Source organism: Paenibacillus sp. S150, from assembly GCF_019352175.1.
In the GTDB taxonomy this organism is placed as follows: domain Bacteria; phylum Bacillota; class Bacilli; order Paenibacillales; family Paenibacillaceae; genus Paenibacillus_AQ.
In genome coordinates this window covers 1-18229 of record NZ_JACBYI010000007.1, presented here as the reverse complement: position 1 = coordinate 18229, position 18229 = coordinate 1, and the positions used below count along the sequence as shown (strand labels likewise).

Here is an 18229-nt window from a genome sequence, read left to right as displayed (position 1 = left end):
TTAAGGTATGCAATCAACTGGCTTTAATTTATCTATTATTGTTCCGATGTATAATGAAGGTGAAAACGTCTCCCTTTTTTATGAGAAAATTACTGGTGTTCTAGAGAGCCATAATTATGATTATGACATAATATGTATAAATGATGGTAGCAAAGATGATACGATGGAAAGACTTCGCATAATAGCAAACCAAGATTCACGAATTAAAGTTATCAATTTATCCAGGAATTTTGGCAAGGAGATTGCAATGTCTGCAGGCTTAAATTATTCTAAGGCTGATATTGTGATTCCTATTGATGCTGATCTACAAGACCCCCCAGAGGTAATACCATTACTTATAGAGAAATGGATGGAGGGTTATGATGTGGTATATGCAACTCGTCTAAAGAGAGACGGAGAGACATGGTTGAAAAAAGCAACTGCGCATACATTTTATAGAGTAATGGGCAAAATGACAAGATTTGAAATTCCTGCCGATACCGGTGATTTTCGTCTAATGACTAAGCAAGTAGTTGAAGCATTAAATCAACTCCCTGAGCAACATAGATTTATGAAGGGATTATTTAGTTGGGTAGGCTTCAAACAAACCAGTGTTTCTTATTATAGAGAAGCAAGATATGCAGGTAAAAGTAGTTTTAATTATTGGAAACTTTGGAATTTTGCAATTGAGGGGATAACCTCTTTTTCATTTGCTCCTTTACAGATCGCTACTTATTTAGGACTTATAATTGCCGCCTTGTCATTGGTGTACGCAACCTACTTGGTTATAGCTACAGTTACAATGGGGAATCCTGTACCTGGATATCCATCTCTCATGGTTGCTATCTTATTTTTTGGTGGAGTGCAACTTATCACCTTAGGTGTAATAGGAGAATATATTGGTAGAATATATAATGAGTCTAAGAGAAGACCCCTTTATCTGGTTAAAGAAGAGTTGAATATGAATGTTGAACCGAAGTCGACTCAATTAAAAATTATTAATAAGTAAATATTTCCCATGTAATATAGAGGTCGGGTGTTTTTAATGAAAGTTCTTGGCACTTTGACTGGTAGAATAAATTTGTGGGCTCTGACCGCGGTGTATTTACCCTTTGGGGATAAAGTATTTGAAGAGGACCTTTCGCAATATGTGAAGAATTTTGAGACCCGAGTTAGAGCTGAAAATTTTATTATTTAAAAGCTCTATGATCCGCGGCATTTCGTAGTCTATTGGAGAGAAACCACAAAATCCTAAGAGCAGTTTTGCGGCGACCGGCATATATATGTTTGGAAGCAGGGGGTTAAAAAGGCGCTTCCCACTTATTTCGTGGCGCGCTTCAAATAACAAATGTTAAATCATGCGTAGATCAAAAGAAATCAGCTAACTTATAGCGTTCTAAATGGCTGGTGGATAGATGCTGACACACATACTTCTTACTACAAATACGAATTGGCTAAGGATATCACATTTAATGAAATGCTGAAAAATTGAAACTGTAGAAAAGAGGAGGAGCTCCAGAATGAATGTCACTCCTTTAAAACTTCAAGGCGCAAGCCTTCTCGAACCCGTGGTCCATGGCGACAACCGGGGTTTTTTTATGGAGAGTTACAATGAAGAAGTTATGCATAATCTCGGCATAAACTATAAGTTTATCCAAGACAACCAATCCCTCTCAGCAGAGGTGGGTGTGCTGCGTGGTTTACATTACCAGCTAAATCCCAAGGCACAGACGAAGCTGATTCGTGTGCTCACAGGGGCTATTTATGATGTAATCGTTGATATTCGGCGTAATTCACCTACATTCGGCCAATGGGTCGGTGTTATTCTCAGTGAATATAATAAGCGCCAGCTGCTGGTGCCCAAGGGCTTTGCACACGGCTTCTGTACGCTTGTGCCAAACACCCAAGTCTTATACAAAGTGGACGAATATTATTCCCCGGAGAATGACCGCGGCATATTATGGAATGATCCGGCGCTTGGCATTGACTGGCCGACGTCTGCTCCTGTGTTGTCGGATAAAGACCAGCGTCATCCGCTGTTAAAGGATGCGGAGTTGAACTTCGAGTTGTAAGGTTAATAGGATACGATGGACATCATATTTTAATGAACAAAAGGTGGGCTAAACACATGAAACTGCTTGTTACCGGCGGGGCCGGGTTTATCGGCAGCAATTTTGTAATATACATGCTGCAGCAGCATCCGGAGTATCAAATTGTCAATGTAGACGCGTTGACGTATGCGGGGAATCTGGAGAATTTGAAGTCGGTTGAAGGGAATCCGAATTATACGTTTGCCAAGGCGGATATTACCGATGCGCAGGCGATGGATACACTGTTCAGCCAGGGAGTTGATGTGGTAGTCAACTTCGCGGCAGAGTCGCATGTGGACCGGAGTATTTTGGAGCCGGATGTGTTTGTGAAGACGAATGTAATGGGGACGCAGGTGCTCTTGGATGCGGCAAAGAAATATAGTGTGACCAAGTTTGTTCAAGTCTCGACAGATGAAGTATACGGAACCCTGGGAGCGACGGGACTTTTTACTGAAGAAACTCCGCTGACTCCGAACAGTCCTTATTCCGCCAGCAAGGCGGGCGGGGATTTGCTGGTGCGTGCATATCATGAGACTTTTGGCTTGCCGGTAAATATCACCCGCTGCTCCAATAACTATGGGCCTTACCAGTTCCCTGAAAAGCTGATTCCGCTCATGATCTCGCGTGCGCTTGCAGATCAGGCATTGCCGGTGTACGGCGATGGGATGAATATCCGCGACTGGTTGTATGTTGAAGATCATTGCAGCGCGATTGATCTGGTTGTTCATAAAGGTGTGAATGGCGAAGTCTACAACATTGGCGGCAACAATGAACGTACAAATGTGCATATTGTGAATACGGTGCTGCAGGAGCTGGGCAAGCCGGATTCGCTGATTACCTATGTTCAGGACCGTCCTGGACATGACCGCCGTTATGGCATTGATCCAACCAAGATCACGAACGAATTGGGCTGGAAGCCTAAGCATACTTTTGAAACGGGCATTAAGGAAACTATTCAGTGGTATCTGAATAACCGTGAATGGTGGACCCGCATCCAATCCGGGGAATACCAGGAATATGCCGCGCTCCAATACGGCAGCCGTTTGGGGGATTCTCTATAATGTCGAAGATGAAGGTTCTGGTAACAGGTTCAGCAGGACAGCTTGGACGGGATCTTGTGCTTTTGCTGCAGGGACAGGGTCATGAGGTTCTGGGCTGCGACCGGCAGGAGATGGACATTACTGATCTGGATCAATGTACAGAGATCATCGGCGGCTTTGCTCCGGATGCTGTCATTCATTGTGCCGCTCATACTGCGGTGGATGCTGCCGAGACCGATATAGATGCCGCTTATCTGATCAATGCTGCCGGAAGCCGGAATGTAGCTCTTGCCGCTGAGAAGGCGGGGGCGAAGCTGGTGTATATCAGCACAGATTATGTTTTTGACGGTATGGGAAGCCACCCTTACCATGAATATGATAATACTGACCCGCAGAGTATTTACGGCAAGTCGAAGCGGGCTGGCGAGATTCTGGTACAGTCATTGTCCTCTAAGTTCTTCATTGTGCGTACTTCCTGGGTATACGGCAAGTATGGCAACAACTTTGTGAAAACGATGCTGAAGCTCGGGCAGGAGAAGCCGCTGCTTCAGGTAGTAGACGACCAAAAAGGCTCGCCGACCTATACCGTCGATCTGGCCAACTTTCTCTTGGAGCTTATCCAGACGGAGAAGTATGGCGTATATCATGCGTCGAATACTGAGTTCTGTACCTGGTACGAATTCACTCAGGCAATCTTCACTGAAGCCGAAGAGATTCTGGGGCTGAAGTTTACAGCCAAGCTGGAGCCATGTGCAACCGAGCAGTTTCCCCGTCCGGCACCGCGCCCGCGTTATTCGGTAATGGAGCATCTGTCCATCCGTACGAACGGGTTTCAGGATATCCGGCCATGGCGTGAAGGGCTGAGGGACTTTCTGCTTGAGCTGAAATGAATTGAACCTAGAGACTTCTGAACCGCAGCTGGCGGGTCAGGAGTTTTTTTAAAAAAGATAAGAATTTATATGTTTCACGCTATACATTAGCCTTATCTTTCTCGCTGATTTGGGGTCCCCGCAAAGTACCTGAGTCATCATCGAAGCCAAGGCCCCACTTTGTGGGGTTATTTTGTGAGGATATTTATTATGTCATCATAATTTTCACTTTTCTAAAAGAAGACGGTCGCCTCTTGTTTCTGTTTTCGGTATAATTAGGAGCAGCTGATTCTGTTCTTTGATCAATTACTAACCTGTTTTCAACCAGAATTTGAGGATATTGAGGATACTTATGAATAACTATATGAACAACAAAACAGTCAGTGTACATATTGTTGCCTATAACAGCGCAGATGACATTATTGATTGTCTGACGGCAGTGCTCGCCCAGGACTATCCCATAGAGCAGATCGTGGTAGTGGATAATGCATCGGGAGACGGCTGTGCGGACAAAGTGAAGGAGTTCTGCCGTCAGCTTGAAACGGGTGTTCAATCGTATGAGCAGGAAGCTACAAATAAGGGGACGGGGCTTGGTGCCTCTATTCCATACCCTTCCTTTATTATTCTAGAAAACCAAGTGAACACGGGCTTCGCACCTGCCCACAATCAGGCAATCGCCGCTACGGATACAGATTATGTGCTGGTGCTTAATCCCGATCTGACACTGGAACCCGGCTATATCTCCCGTCTGATTGCGCAGATGGAAGCCGGCTTCCGGACCGGCAGTGCGACAGGCAAGCTTTTACTGAAAGCGGATCACTCACTCATAGACAGTACAGGACTGCGGATGAACAGGGCGCGGAGGGCTTTTGACCGTGGTGCGGGAGAGGCTGCTGCGAGCTGGCCGGAGTCCGGGGCTGTGTTTGGGGTATCCGGTGCAGCTGCGATGTATTCCAGGCGGATGATTGAGGATATCAGCGTGAATGGCGAGTTTTTTGATGCGGATTTCTTTGCTTATAAGGAAGATGTGGACGTAGCTTGGCGGGCGCGTCTGTTCGGCTGGCAGGCTTATTACGATGCGGAAGCGGTGGGCTACCACGAACGGGGCTGGAAAACGTCGGGACGCAACGGCAAGCCGATGTTCATCCGGAGGATTTCGTACATTAACCGGTACAAAATGATTTATAAAAATGAACCGGCCCGTACACTGCTGCCGACTTTACTCTATTCGTTGCCCTACGAGGCAGCAGCACACGCGTATATGCTGTTAAAGGAGCCGAAGCTGATTAAAGCCTGGAGCTTGTTTTGGGCACAGCGGAAGAACCTCCAAGCCAAACGGAAGTACATTCAGGCGAAAGTGAAAAGACTGGAAGGCGTCAACAGCAACTGATATAAGCAGAACAAGGAACTTTATATAAATAGAACTTGGAAAATTCACTATATCATTTGAACTTGAAACAGTGAAGAATGGCCTATCAAGTTACGTATGGCAATTCGAAGTTCATTCAAAGGAGGGTTCGGGTGCATTCTATCCTGAAATAACATTGTCCGGAGTGAGGGCATTGTGATGGAAGCCTCGAATTTAGCGAAGCCCAATTGAGGGCCTTCCCCGAAAATTTCATCGTCTGAAGCGCAGCGATAGAGCGGCATGGATGTCTGTTGCACAAAGTACAGTCAAACAACCAATCCTCGTTGGTTATTTAAATTACATGCTCAAGAATTTAAGTTCAATTCATATAGTGGAGAAAAGTGAAGGATGAGAAGTTTGGACCTGTTAAAACCTCCCTGACCAGGCCGCGCCTATCAGGGAGGTTTTTGTGTTATAATAATTGTCGATAGATTACTATATTTGTCAGGAGCGTAGTGCAGTGAGTGTAGATGTAAGCATAATAATTCTCAATTACAACACATGCCGCCTGACGATGGATTGTCTGAGGTCGGTGTATGATTCCGAAACGAAGTTTTTCTATGAAATTATTCTAATAGACAACAACTCCCGGGATGATTCGGTAGAGAGGATCAGCCGGGAATTTCCCGATGTGCTGTTAATCGCCAATTCAGAAAATGTCGGGTTCGCCCGTGGCAATAATCAGGGGATGGAAGTGGCCTCCGGCCGTTACGTGCTGCTGCTCAATTCTGATACGGTGATACGGAAGGATACGCTGGAGACGATGCTTGAATTTATGGACAGCCGGCCGGATCTCGGGGCTTCGGGCTGCAAGGTGATTTTACCGGATGGCTCGCTGGATAAGGCCTGCAAGAGAGGTTTTCCGACTCCAGCCGCGTCCTTTTATTATGCGTTCGGCTTCAGCAAGCTGTTCCCCGACCGTCCGAGATTCAACGGTTACCAGTTGGGATATCTCGATCCCGATCAGGCTTATCCGGTTGATTGCCTGGTGGGTGCGTTCATGCTGGTGCGGCGGCAGACGATCGACCAGGTGGGCGGATTGGATGGGGAGTTTTTCATGTACGGTGAGGATTTGGACTGGTGCTTCCGGATTAAGGAGGCCGGCTGGGGGATTTACTATTATCCGCAGACGTCCATTGTGCATCTGAAGGGGGGCAGCGCGCGGCGCAGGCCGTTCAGGATCGTCTATGAGTTTCATCGGGCGATGATTTTATTTCACCGTAAGCATTATAGCAAGCGGTACAACAGTATGATAAATGGAGCGGTCTACGCCGGCGTGGGCGTGAAGTTCGCGCTCTCGCTGGTGCGCAATGCGCTGATCCGTCCCCGGGCAGTGCCTTCCCCGGCGCAGAGCCTTACAGTTCCAGGGGAAGCGGGTTCAAGAACGGAATCGAATGCTGAGGTGAGATTATGATTCGCCGTAATCAGAAATTTTTAACACAGCTGTATATGGTAGCCGATTTTTTAGTTATTCAGCTGTCCTTTCTGGCTGCTTGGTGGCTTAAATTTCGAAGTGGTCTGCTGGAATCCTATAACACATTGCCGGTGGAGTCTTATGCGTATTGGAGCTTTATCTATGGTGCTATCTCAATATTAATAGGAATTGTACTGTCACTCTATTTACCCAAGCGCAAAAAGCGTTTTGTCGATGAGTTCCTCAAGATTTTCCAGGTGCACATCATGGCCATCTTTATGCTGCTCGGCTTGATGTTTTTCCTGAAGGAAATTGATGTATCCCGTCAATATCTCGCGATTTATATGGGCTTTAATATTCTTTCCATTATGCTGTACCGTTATGTGCTGAAGAAGATGCTGAAGTCCTTGCGTGAAAAAGGCTTCAACCGCCAGTTCGTACTTATTCTGGGTGCCGGTACATTGGGCAAGAGGTTCTACAACAATCTGGTGCAGTATCCGGAGCTTGGGTATGAGGCCATTGGATTTCTGGATGATTTCCATACCTGGGATGGCATTGAAGGGGAGTGCTACAAGCCGATTCTGGGAACGGTGGATGAGCTGCCGGGGATGCTGGAAATGCTGCCGGTGGACGAGGTGATTCTGGCTCTCCCGCTGGATGCCCACTCCAAATATCCGGCAATTATCGCCGCCTGTGAGAAGGCCGGAGTGCGTACGCTGATTATTCCCGATTTCTTTGACTACCTGCCCGCCCGGCCGTACTTCGATAATTTTGCCGGTATGCCGATGATCAATGTGCGCGACATCCCGCTGGATATGACCGGCAATAAGCTCGCTAAGCGGTCCTTTGATATTATTTTCTCGCTGTTCGCCATTATTATGCTGTCGCCTGTAATGCTGATTGTGGCACTGGGTGTGCGCCTGACGTCCCCGGGCCCCGTTATCTTCAAGCAGGAGCGGGTAGGGCTGAACCGGCGCAATTTCATGATGTACAAGTTCCGCTCCATGAAAATGCAGCAGGACGGCGAGGAGGACACGGGCTGGAGCACTCCGTTGGACCCCCGCCGCACCCGGTTCGGAACTTTTATCCGCAGAACCAGCCTGGATGAGCTGCCGCAGTTTTTCAATGTGCTGTTCGGCCAGATGAGCGTGGTGGGCCCGCGGCCGGAACGTCCCTTCTTCGTGGAGCAGTTCCGCGATGAAATTCCGAAATATATGGTCAAGCATCATGTGCGTCCGGGAATTACCGGCTGGGCACAGAGCAACGGCCTGCGCGGAGACACCTCGATTGAAGAACGGATCAAGCATGATATTTTCTATATTGAAAATTGGTCGCTGCTGTTCGATATCCGGATCATCTTCAAGACCATCCGCAACGGCTTCAAAAATGCTTACTGAACTTTTACAGTTAAGTTATATTTCACTTCTGAAACGGTTGCCGCCCTTTGTTTGAAGAAGGACTTGGCCGTTTCTTCTTGTTTCTACTCCAACTTATTGCAAAGGAAACCGCACATATGGATAAGAGAAAAACCATTGCCACAGCCGTCATGATCGGCGCTTTGGCCCTTCTGCTTGTGATTGCTCTGGGGGAGGAGGACAAAGAACCCGCAACCGGCTTTGCGTCCCACCGGATTGTAGCCCATGCGATGGGAGGAATCAATGGCTATACGTATACGAACTCCCTTGAAGCTTTTGTAGCCAATTACGAGCAGGGAAGCCGTGTGTTTGAGGCCGATTTACTGCTCACAACAGATGACCGGCTGGTTGCCCGCCACGAGTGGACCATTAATATGAGCAAGCTGCTGGGCCAGCAGACGGTGCTGCCTGCCGCCAAGCAAGGGACAGTGCTGGAATATGCCCAGTTCATGGACAGCCCTATTCTGGACATCTATTCTCCGCTGGATATTGAGAAAATACTCGATCTTATGCAGGCCTATCCGGATGCCTATCTCGTTACGGATACTAAGGAGACTGAGGCCGGGCTGGTAACGGAGCAGTTCAAGCTCATTACAGAGGCTGCCGAGCGCCGTGATCCGGCTTTGCTTGAGCGGGTGGTTCCGCAGATTTACAGCCGGGATATGCTGGATGTGGTTAATAAGGTGCATGTTTTCCCGGAGATATTGTATACCCTCTACCAGTCTCAGGACAGTGATGAGCAGGTGATTGACTTTGTACAAGAGAGCGGCGTGGATATTACCATGCCGGCCGCCCGGGCCACCAAGAGCTTTGTGCAAAAGCTGAAAAAGGCCGGAGCCCGCGTCTACGTGCACACGATCAATGATGAAGATGAGATTGTGAAGCTGTCACGGATGGGGGTTGACGGGTTTTACACGGATTTTGTTTCGGAGGTTGATTTAAGCAGCTTCAGAAGGCTTCGTTAAGGCGTGAAAAAGGCGAAAAAATGTTCGCATTTTTCTGCTCTTTAAATTGACACCCCCCGCTGTGCTGGCATAGACTAGAGATACAGCTTTTGCGGCAGCGGAAGTGTTTTTGGCATGAAAGTGAGGCCTGCAGAGGCGTCAATCAGTAGACTAATAGAGGATGGGCGAAGATGAATGAAATGCGGCAAAAGATACGGCCGTGGCGGCATGTATTCAAGCTGGACCCCGACCGCGAGCTCGGAGAGACAGAGCTGGAGGCGGTCTGCTTATCCGGAACGGATGCTGTACTGATCGGCGGTTCCACCGGGGTAACATATGAGAATACGGTCGCATTGTTGGCCAGAGTCCGGCAATATGAGCTGCCCTGCGCCCTTGAGATCTCAGATCTTGAGGCGGTTGTGCCGGGTTTTGATCTGTATCTGATTCCAATGGTGCTTAACAGCCCGGATACAGACTGGGTATTGGGCCATCACCGCCGGGCTATTGAGCGTTACGGGAGCCTGATTCCGTGGGAGCAGGTGCTTACAGAAGGATACATCGTGCTGAACGGGGATTCTTCCGTTGCCCGCCTTACAGGAGCAGACAGCTCGCTGGGCGGGGAGGGGGCAGCGGCCTATGCGCAGATCGCGGACAAGCTGATGAGCCTGCCGGTTGTTTATCTGGAGTATAGCGGGGCCTTTGGCGATATGGAGACGGTGCGTGCAGTAAGAGAGACTGTAGAGCACAGCCAGCTTTTTTATGGCGGCGGAATTACCGGTGAAGCTGAAGCCGAGCAAGCTGCTGCGCTGTGTGATACGGTGGTGGCCGGCAACATTATATACCAGGATGTGCAGCAGGCGCTGCTCACTGTACAGGCGGTTAAGAGAACGCCGAAGATTGATTTTACAATATAAGGATCTATATGTTTTGCAATATAAAAGGACGGCAAAGCCGTTTCTGCTTAATTCGTGATATTCAGAAAGGAGCATGCCACACATGCAACTTGTTAACATACAGGATGCCGTAAACCGGCTGAATCCTCCGCAGCGTCAGGCTGTAGAATTTACTGAAGGGCCTTTGCTCATTATGGCTGGAGCCGGCAGCGGCAAGACGCGCGTGCTTACCCACCGCATTGCCTGGCTGATTGCGAACCGCAAAGCGCCGCCTTGGGCGATTCTGGCGATTACCTTTACCAATAAGGCTGCACGGGAGATGCAGGAGCGTGTCTCGAGGCTCGTAGGGCCGGAGGGGCGCGATATTTGGGTATCCACCTTCCACTCGATGAGTGTGCGGATATTGCGGAAGGACATTGAGCGGATCGGCTTCACCTCCAATTTTTCCATTCTGGATTCTACGGACCAGCTGTCGGTTATCCGCAACTGCATGAAGGATCTGAATATAGATACGAAGAAATTTGAGCCCAAGGCTGTACAGTCCATGATCAGCACCGCCAAGAATGAGCTTATAACGCCGGCGCAATATGAGCAGAAGATCGGCGATTATATGGAAGGCCTCGTTGCCAAGGTGTATACCATGTACCAGAAGCGGCTGAGGGCCAACAACTCGCTGGACTTCGATGATCTGATTATGAAGACAATTGAATTGTTCAAGGAAGTGCCGGAGGTGCTGGATTTCTACCAGAAGAAATTCAAGTACATTCATGTGGATGAGTATCAGGATACGAATAGAGCGCAATACATGCTCTGCCGGATGCTGGCGGACAGCCATCACCGCATATGCGTCGTCGGCGACAGTGACCAGTCCATCTACCGCTGGCGCGGGGCGGATATTACGAACATCCTGAATTTTGAAGAGGATTATCCCGAAGCCAAAACAATTATGCTGGAGCAGAACTACCGCTCTACCTCCAACATTCTGAACGCGGCCAACGGCGTGATCGCGCTGAATACCGGACGCAAGCCCAAGAAGCTGTGGACGGATTCGGACGAAGGCGAGAAGATTAAGGTTTTCCGCGGCGATTCCGAGCATGATGAAGGCTATTTTGTGACCGGAGAGATCAGCAAGAATGTCAAGCAGGGCCAGGCGTATCAGAATCATGCGATTCTGTACCGCACCAATGCGCAGTCACGCGTAATAGAAGAAATTCTGATCAAATCGGATATTCCCTATCAGATTGTCGGGGGGATCAAGTTCTACGACCGCAAAGAAATCAAGGATCTGCTGGCCTACCTGCGCCTCTTGTCCAATCCCGATGACGACATCAGCTTAACGCGGATCATCAACGTTCCGAAGCGGGGGCTTGGGGATACGACAGTCGGCAAGCTGGCCGCTGCGGCTGCTTCGCAGGGAGTCTCCATCTTCCGCGCGCTGCAGACCGTGGATGATCTGGGCTTCGCCGGACGGACCCGCAATTCGCTGGTAGAATTCTACGATATGATCGAGGCGCTGCACCGGATGGTGGAGTTCCTGTCCGTGACGGAGCTGACGGAGAAGATTCTGGAACTGTCCCAGTACCGGCTGGAGCTGCAGAATGAGAATACTCTCGAATCCCGGTCCCGTCTGGAAAATATCGACGAATTCCTGTCGGTAACCATGGAATTTGAGAAGAACAATGAAGACAAGTCGCTGGTCTCCTTCCTTACGGATCTGGCGCTGATCGCGGACATCGACAGTGTGAACGATGAAGAGGAGCGCAGCGATGCTGTAGTGCTGATGACCATGCACAGTGCAAAGGGGCTGGAGTTCCCGACCGTCTTCATTATCGGGATGGAAGAGGGCGTGTTCCCGCACAGCCGCGCCTTCCAGGACTACGACGAGCTGGAAGAAGAGCGGCGTCTGGCGTATGTGGGGATCACCCGTGCGGAGAAGCAGCTGTTCCTCAGCTGTGCACGGATGCGCACGCTGTTCGGGCGGACGGCGGCGAATCCGCCGTCGCGCTTCCTGGAGGAGATTCCGGAGGAGCTGAAGGAAGATGCCGGCGGTGCCTCAGACCGCTTCCGGCGCGGCGCGAAGGTTGGCGGTGCCTATGACGGCCGCGGCTTCGGCGGGGGCGGCCGGGGGAACTTCGGCAGCCGCAGCGGCGCTGCCGGAAATGCGCCGGCAGGCGGCGGGTCCGCCGGCTTCGGCGGCAGCACTGCGTCCGCGGCAGCCGGTACAGGCCGCGTGACCGTGACCACCGGAGGCGCACAGCGCGCTCCGGGGGCTGGGACTGCGGCGCCCGCCGATTTCAAGGCGGGCGACAAGGTCTCACACGGCAAATGGGGCATCGGCACCATTGTGTCCGTGAAGGGCAGCGGCAACGATACGGAGCTGCAGATTGCTTTTCCTGCACCGGTTGGCGTGAAGCGGCTCTTGGCGGGCTTTGCGCCGATTACCAAAGTCGAATAAAAGACTGCGGTTAACGATTGCATTTTTAGAACACGCTAACCGTAGGAAACTTATTGACGGAGGGATGTGCCCGGATGGATGCCATGCACACTATGGAGGAGCTCGTAGCCGAGCTGAATCAATATAATTATCATTATTACACGCTGGATGCGCCGCTGATCAGCGACAAAGAATATGATGCGCTCTACGATCAGCTGGCAGCCCTTGAAGCTGAGAGCGGCATTGTGCTGCCACATTCTCCAACTCAGCGTGTGGGCGGGGAACTGCTGAAGGGCTTCACGCCGCATCGGCATCTTGCCCCGCTATGGAGTCTGGATAAAGCGCAGAATATTGAACAGCTTCGGAGCTGGAATACCCGGGTGCTGAAGCTGGTGAATGACTACAACACGAAGAATCCTGAAATGCCTCTTCCGGAGCCCTGTTATGCGGTAGAACTGAAGTTTGACGGATTGACGCTGAACCTGACCTACCGTGACGGGGTGCTGGTACAGGCGGCGACACGGGGCAATGGAGTAACCGGAGAAGGCATTCTGGCGCAGGTGAAGACGATTAAGTCGGTTCCCTTAACCATTCCTTTTAAGGAAGGGATTATTGAAGTGCAGGGCGAAGGAATGATGAATCTGTCCGTTCTGGCCGACTATAATACAAGAGCGGCTGAACCGCTGAAGAATGCCCGGAACGGGGCGGCGGGGGCGCTGCGCAACCTTAATCCCAAGACGACTGCCGAGCGCAGGCTGAATGCGTTCTTCTATAATGTGGGCTATGCGGAAGGCATCCAGTTCTCCGACCATCAGGGAATGATGGATTTCCTGCGGACCAACCGCTTTAAGGTCAATCCGTATCTTACTTATTTTGATAATTTTGATGATGTGACCGGACAGCTGGCCGAGATTGAAGAGAGCCGTTCCGGCCTAGACTATCTGATAGACGGCGCGGTCATCAAGGTGACGGATTTCCGCATCCGCGAAGTGCTGGGCTATACAGACAAGTTTCCGCGCTGGGCAGTGGCTTACAAATTCGAGGCGGAAGAGACCACGACGGTTCTGGAGTCGGTAAGCTGGAACGTGGGCCGCACCGGAAAAGTCACCCCGCTGGCCCGTGTGGAAGCGGTTGAGCTGGCGGGAGTTACAGTCCAGAATTGCACCTTGAACAATGTTGGCGATATTGAACGCAAGAATCTCAAGCATGCCCTCGGTACGCGTGTGTTCATCCGCCGGTCCAATGATGTTATCCCGGAGATTCTCGGCAAGGTAACGGAAGAGAGCGACGGCGGAGAGATTATTTTCCCCGGGAATTGTCCGGCCTGCGGCTTCCCGCTGGAAATGCGCGGCGCTCATCTCTTCTGCAACAACAAGCTGAACTGCAAGCCGCAGATCATTGGGCGCATTACCCACTTTGCTTCGCGGGATGCGATGGATATTGAAACCTTCAGCGATAAGACAGCCGGACAGCTGCATGAGGAGCTGAATGTGCGCGAACCCGCAGACTTATATGAGCTGACCTTTGAACAGCTGGTGAAGCTGGAGCGTTTTGGGGAAAAGAAGGCAGAAAATCTGATTAAGGCGCTCGAAGAGAGCAAAGGCCGGGATCTTGCCTCCTTCCTGTTTGCCCTCGGAATTCCGAACACAGGCAAGGCAACCACCAAAATGCTGGCGGATCACTACCGCAGCCTGGAAGCGGTCATGCACGCAACGGCCGAAGAATTGTCCGGGCTCCCCGACATTGGAGGCATTGTAGCGGAGAGTATTGTAAGCTTCTTCGCCGACCCGTTTGTGGTAACCAGCATTAAGCGCATGCTTGAACTCGGGGTAGAGGCGAAGGCACCGGAGGCTCCGCGCCAGGTGAGCGCCGATTCCTTCTTCAGCGGCAAAACAGTAGTACTGACCGGTTCGCTGCAGAAGCTTACCCGTGAGGAAGCCGCAGAACGTCTGGAGGCGCTCGGCGCCAAGGTATCCGGCAGTGTCTCCAAAAAAACCGACCTCGTCATTGCCGGCGAAAAAGCAGGCAGCAAGCTGGCCAAAGCACAGCAGCTCGGCATTCAAGTGATTGAGGATGAGGAAGAGCTGATCCGGCTGTTAAAAGGTTAAGCCGTATTTAGACTTTTGCCTCTGTGTAAATAGTAAAATGCCCGGCTCCCGCATTCACGGGACCGGGCGTTTTCGTATGATTTACATCCCAGCGTTTTTCAATCAAGCCCGCAACAGATTGTTGCCTCAGGATGGCTGCTGCATGAAGCCTACACGCGCTTTGCATTCGGCAGCCAGGCATCCTTATCGTACCCGCGCTGCTCCCAATACCCGACATGGTCCTCTTCGATCAGCTCAATCCGGTTCAGCCATTTCACCGATTTGTACGCGTACATTTGCGGAGTGACCAGGCGGACAGGTCCGCCAAGCTGGTTGGGGATAGGTTTGCCGTCATGCAGCACGGCGACCATTACATCTTTCAGCCGTGCCTGAGCGAGTGTCAGTGAATCGGTATAGACTCCGTCACCGGAATAGAATTTTACCGTCGCCGCCCGTTCCTGTACACCGGCCATATCGAGCAGCTTTACGAGGGGGAGGCCTTCCCAGGTGTTTTTATATACCGACCAGCCCGTCACACAGTGAAAATCACTAACCTGCACCTCGCGCTGCAGCTTGACGAATTCCTCCCAGTTCCAAGTGAACTTCTTGTCAACGAGGCCGTCGATAGTGAAGGACCAATTGCTGTTATCGAAGGCGGGGATCTCTGTTACGGTATAGACCCGGAAGCTCCCTTCCGCTCCACCGCCAATCGGGGGGGCAGAATCGGCCAGAGGAACCGGATCGGGAAGGAGAGCATTGGCATTGCTCGCCGCATAATCTGCGGCACCGGGGAGCTGAAAGGATTTTCCGATCCAGCGGACAAAGGTTGGACCGAGCGTAATGGCCAGTCCTGCGCCAACGGCAGCTTTAATGAAACCGCGGCGTGAATACATCGGCTGAGGGCCTTGTGCTGCTGCCGGCTGTTGAGTACCTCCTGCAACCCTGTCCTCCCCTTCAGATGCTGTTTCCGGTACGATTGAACGCTTCCTCGGCTCCTTCAGCCATTTGACTCTGGTAATGGAGTGGTAGATAATGACCGGCAGCCCCACCCATGTGAGCAGATCATGAATGAACAGCGCCGTGTTGGCCGCTCTAGGCCCGGCAAGCCGGAACTGCCAGAGGACAATCCCTGATGCAATCCAGCCGATCAGCAGAACCAGCACAAAGATGACATTGGCTTTCTGCGAGTTCTTGCCTTTTAACCTCTTCCAATGCTTTGCCGCAAGCAGTAAATAATAGATGACCGGTATAAGCAGAACCAGCCCAAAAGCGATATGCGCCCATTTCAGCCATACTCTGCCCTCGCCCAGCAGCTCCCGCCAGAAGCCTCCTACCAGCAGTAAGCCGCTTACCGCGAGAAACAACACCAGCCATGCATTCCACATGTGAATAGAAACCAGCTTTTTCCCGTACCCCTTGCGGAGTCTGGCCAATGCTTTTTTCAATGCTGTCCCTCCTTCGAACCTTAAGCCATGACAAGCATTTCAACTTTTAACTAATTGTACCGCAAAATACGGCTGTTGAATAATTCGCTGTCCGGCTGCCTTCATGGCCTTATGGTTTGGAGCAACGAAGACAAGGCGGCGAGGTCGCATATTTATTAAAAAGTCCATCCTGCCGACCGGCGAAAAGGATGGACCAAGATAAAAGGATGGACCAAGATAAAAGTAAGTTTTAGTTGTATAACAAGCCGTTTATTCAGCTGCCCATTCCTCAAGCTTTTTGTCGGCAGGGAGCAGCAGGGCCAGAAGACCAAGCAGAGGCAGAAACCCACAGGCTACGAAAACTGCCGTAATGCCGATACGGTCAATAAGCTCACCGATAACAACAGATCCGATGCCGCCAAGACCAAAGGCTAGTCCGGTAATCAATCCGGAGACCGTCCCGATATTTCCCGGATACAGCATCTGCGCATAGATTACAGTAACGGAGAAGCTGGACAGCAATACGAACCCTGAGATCACCAGCAGCACCGCTGCCCAGCCCTGATGTACAAAAGGAAGCGCCAGTGCAAAAGGGACTGTTCCGACCATGGAGATCAGGATAAGATTGCGCCGCCCAAAGCGGTCGGCGAGCGGACCTCCAAAGAATGTGCCGACCGCGCCGGCAGCCAAATACATAAAAATATAGATCTGCGCATTGTCTATCGTCATCCCGTAATTCTTCATTAAATAGAAAGCATAGTAGCCGCCAATGGAGGCACCGTACCAGGAACGGACAAATACCAGGAAGACCAGAATAATTGTGGCGGTCAGAATGCTTTTGCTGCGTGCAGGGTCAAGGGTGCGTGCGGTTGATTTTTTACGGAAGGTATATCCCTGGTCGAGCATTGTCCGGTACCAGTTGGCCACGTAGGTCTGAACGGCGATGCCGGCTGCGGCAATCACAGTGAACCCAAGCGCCCCCATCTGTCCAAACGGGATGAATACCCACTTCATCAGAAGCGGCCCCAACGACTGTCCGGCATTGCCGCCAACCTGGAAGATGGATTGGGACAACCCCTTGCGCTGACCCGCTGCCATGTGGGCTACACGCATGCCTTCCGGATGGAAAGCGGCTGATCCAAAACCAACGAGCATAACTGAGAATATAACCAGCGCGTAATTACCGGCAAAAGCGAGCAGGAACACTCCGGCGAAGGTGCAGCACATTCCCAGAGGCAGCAGCATAGGTCTGGGCTTGCGGTCAGCGGCATAGCCGACCACGGGTTGAATGACCGAGGACGTAATATTCAGGGCAAAAGCGATCCATCCCACCTGAGCATAAGAGAGCAGCATGTTGTCCTTCAGAATCGGAAACATGGCCGGGATAAGCGCCTGAATGGAATCGTTAAATAAATGAACAAAGCTGACCGCCAGCAAAATACGGTAAATGGTAGCCTGCTGCAGGTGCTTCTGTTCGTCATTTGCGGCTGCCGGAGTGGCTGTTATGGAAGTGTTGTTCATCGGAGCTCCTTTCCAAACTGGTTATTAAAAATAATAATACTGGCTGTATTAAACGTTATTTTAGATTATAAGGCTTTCTACGCTTCGCGTCATAAATTTCCTGCTGATTTCCTCTGAAATGTATTGTCTTTTAATTATGAAAAGTTCAGCCATACGCGGATTGGATTCGCTTTTTGCATTTCGCTTCCGTGCTATAACATTGCATTATGAAAATCAATTTGTACCCTATAGGCACTAATTATGCGTGAGTACATTTATTTCTGATAAAAGCTTGCAAACCTCAAATCAGCATGATATATCATTTCTCGTGCTTATGAGGCATCGACGCTGGGCAAGCGGGCGAAGAAGAAATAAGTTGACAGGAAATATGGGTACATGATACATTCTAATTCCTGCGCTTGATACATAATGTTGAAATGCCGGGAGCAAGTTCTTTGAAAACTGAACAAATGGAACGCGTTAATTTTTACAAGATTCATTAATGAATCGTCAGTTTCAACGTGAGCAATCGCTCTTTCAATACGTTTTCGGATGGTTATTTTTCGCGGAGTAATTCGGGAGAAGTAAGCGCTTGAAAAAAACCGATTTGGAGAGTTTGATCCTGGCTCAGGACGAACGCTGGCGGCGTGCCTAATACATGCAAGTCGAGCGGAGCAGGAATGGAAGCTTGCTTCCATTCCTGCTTAGCGGCGGACGGGTGAGTAACACGTA

The 18229-nt window shown here is 50.5% G+C and carries 13 protein-coding genes and 1 rRNA gene; 12 read left to right on the top strand and 2 right to left on the bottom strand.

All coding sequences use genetic code 11. The features are described 5' to 3' along the window. The first annotated feature begins 7 nt into the window (after nucleotides 1-7). The 11 genes from HYD27_RS09360 to ligA all read left to right on the top strand — a co-directional run bounded on the left by HYD27_RS09360 (nucleotide 8) and on the right by ligA (nucleotide 14594). On the top strand, nucleotides 8-988 hold the full coding sequence (locus tag HYD27_RS09360; protein WP_219214054.1) for a glycosyltransferase family 2 protein: 981 nt from the start codon (nucleotides 8-10) through the stop codon (nucleotides 986-988). 511 nt (nucleotides 989-1499) lie between these two features. Then, nucleotides 1500-2051: a dTDP-4-dehydrorhamnose 3,5-epimerase gene (gene rfbC, locus HYD27_RS09355; protein WP_219214052.1), complete on the top strand. Its 552-nt coding sequence runs from the start codon at nucleotides 1500-1502 to the stop codon at nucleotides 2049-2051. Between the two features lie 56 nt (nucleotides 2052-2107). Beyond that, entirely contained in the window at nucleotides 2108-3130 is a 1023-nt protein-coding gene (rfbB, locus tag HYD27_RS09350; RefSeq protein ID WP_219214049.1) for a dTDP-glucose 4,6-dehydratase, read from the top strand. Between the two features lie 8 nt (nucleotides 3131-3138). After that, a complete protein-coding gene (rfbD, locus tag HYD27_RS09345) occupies nucleotides 3139-3999 on the top strand; it encodes a dTDP-4-dehydrorhamnose reductase (protein ID WP_219214407.1) in 861 nt (286 codons plus the stop codon). A gap of 331 nt (nucleotides 4000-4330) precedes the next feature. Continuing rightward, nucleotides 4331-5368, top strand: a complete 1038-nt coding sequence (locus HYD27_RS09340; protein WP_219214047.1) for a glycosyltransferase family 2 protein — start codon at nucleotides 4331-4333, stop codon at nucleotides 5366-5368. Nucleotides 5369-5900: 532 nt separating this feature from the next. After that, entirely contained in the window at nucleotides 5901-6800 is a 900-nt protein-coding gene (locus tag HYD27_RS09335; RefSeq protein WP_220101569.1) for a glycosyltransferase family 2 protein, read from the top strand. Continuing rightward, entirely contained in the window at nucleotides 6797-8197 is a 1401-nt protein-coding gene (locus HYD27_RS09330; protein WP_219214043.1) for an undecaprenyl-phosphate glucose phosphotransferase, read from the top strand. Before HYD27_RS09335 ends, HYD27_RS09330 begins: the two co-directional genes overlap by 4 nt. Before the next feature lie 116 nt (nucleotides 8198-8313). Further along, entirely contained in the window at nucleotides 8314-9180 is an 867-nt protein-coding gene (locus HYD27_RS09325) for a phosphatidylinositol-specific phospholipase C/glycerophosphodiester phosphodiesterase family protein (RefSeq protein WP_228745061.1), read from the top strand. A 179-nt stretch (nucleotides 9181-9359) separates the two neighbouring features. Then, complete coding sequence (gene pcrB, locus HYD27_RS09320; RefSeq protein ID WP_219214401.1) at nucleotides 9360-10073, top strand: heptaprenylglyceryl phosphate synthase; 714 nt, start codon at nucleotides 9360-9362, stop codon at nucleotides 10071-10073. An 82-nt stretch (nucleotides 10074-10155) separates the two neighbouring features. After that, complete coding sequence (gene pcrA, locus HYD27_RS09315; RefSeq protein WP_219214041.1) at nucleotides 10156-12507, top strand: DNA helicase PcrA; 2352 nt, start codon at nucleotides 10156-10158, stop codon at nucleotides 12505-12507. Nucleotides 12508-12581: 74 nt separating this feature from the next. Further along, complete coding sequence (gene ligA, locus HYD27_RS09310; RefSeq protein WP_219214039.1) at nucleotides 12582-14594, top strand: NAD-dependent DNA ligase LigA; 2013 nt, start codon at nucleotides 12582-12584, stop codon at nucleotides 14592-14594. A 149-nt stretch (nucleotides 14595-14743) separates the two neighbouring features. Here ligA and HYD27_RS09305 read toward each other — a convergent pair whose 3' ends face one another. Next, complete coding sequence (locus HYD27_RS09305) at nucleotides 14744-16018, bottom strand: molybdopterin-dependent oxidoreductase (RefSeq protein WP_219214037.1); 1275 nt, start codon at nucleotides 16016-16018, stop codon at nucleotides 14744-14746. A 249-nt stretch (nucleotides 16019-16267) separates the two neighbouring features. Next, nucleotides 16268-17518, bottom strand: coding sequence for an MFS transporter (locus HYD27_RS09300; protein ID WP_219214035.1), 1251 nt, complete (start codon nucleotides 17516-17518; stop codon nucleotides 16268-16270). A 583-nt stretch (nucleotides 17519-18101) separates the two neighbouring features. Between HYD27_RS09300 and HYD27_RS09295 the strand changes: the two genes are divergently transcribed. Further along, a 16S ribosomal RNA gene (locus tag HYD27_RS09295) occupies nucleotides 18102-18229 on the top strand; the annotation flags it as partial.

Coding starts and splice junctions, on each gene's coding strand:
- HYD27_RS09300 (WP_219214035.1), bottom strand. CDS start 17,518: ATGAACAACACTTCCATAACAGCCACTCCGGCAGCCGCAAATGACGAA.
- HYD27_RS09325 (WP_228745061.1), top strand. CDS start 8,314: ATGGATAAGAGAAAAACCATTGCCACAGCCGTCATGATCGGCGCTTTG.
- rfbB (WP_219214049.1), top strand. CDS start 2,108: ATGAAACTGCTTGTTACCGGCGGGGCCGGGTTTATCGGCAGCAATTTT.
- rfbC (WP_219214052.1), top strand. CDS start 1,500: ATGAATGTCACTCCTTTAAAACTTCAAGGCGCAAGCCTTCTCGAACCC.
- HYD27_RS09340 (WP_219214047.1), top strand. CDS start 4,331: ATGAATAACTATATGAACAACAAAACAGTCAGTGTACATATTGTTGCC.
- pcrB (WP_219214401.1), top strand. CDS start 9,360: ATGCGGCAAAAGATACGGCCGTGGCGGCATGTATTCAAGCTGGACCCC.
- pcrA (WP_219214041.1), top strand. CDS start 10,156: ATGCAACTTGTTAACATACAGGATGCCGTAAACCGGCTGAATCCTCCG.
- HYD27_RS09330 (WP_219214043.1), top strand. CDS start 6,797: ATGATTCGCCGTAATCAGAAATTTTTAACACAGCTGTATATGGTAGCC.
- ligA (WP_219214039.1), top strand. CDS start 12,582: ATGGATGCCATGCACACTATGGAGGAGCTCGTAGCCGAGCTGAATCAA.
- HYD27_RS09360 (WP_219214054.1), top strand. CDS start 8: ATGCAATCAACTGGCTTTAATTTATCTATTATTGTTCCGATGTATAAT.
- rfbD (WP_219214407.1), top strand. CDS start 3,139: ATGAAGGTTCTGGTAACAGGTTCAGCAGGACAGCTTGGACGGGATCTT.
- HYD27_RS09335 (WP_220101569.1), top strand. CDS start 5,901: ATGGATTGTCTGAGGTCGGTGTATGATTCCGAAACGAAGTTTTTCTAT.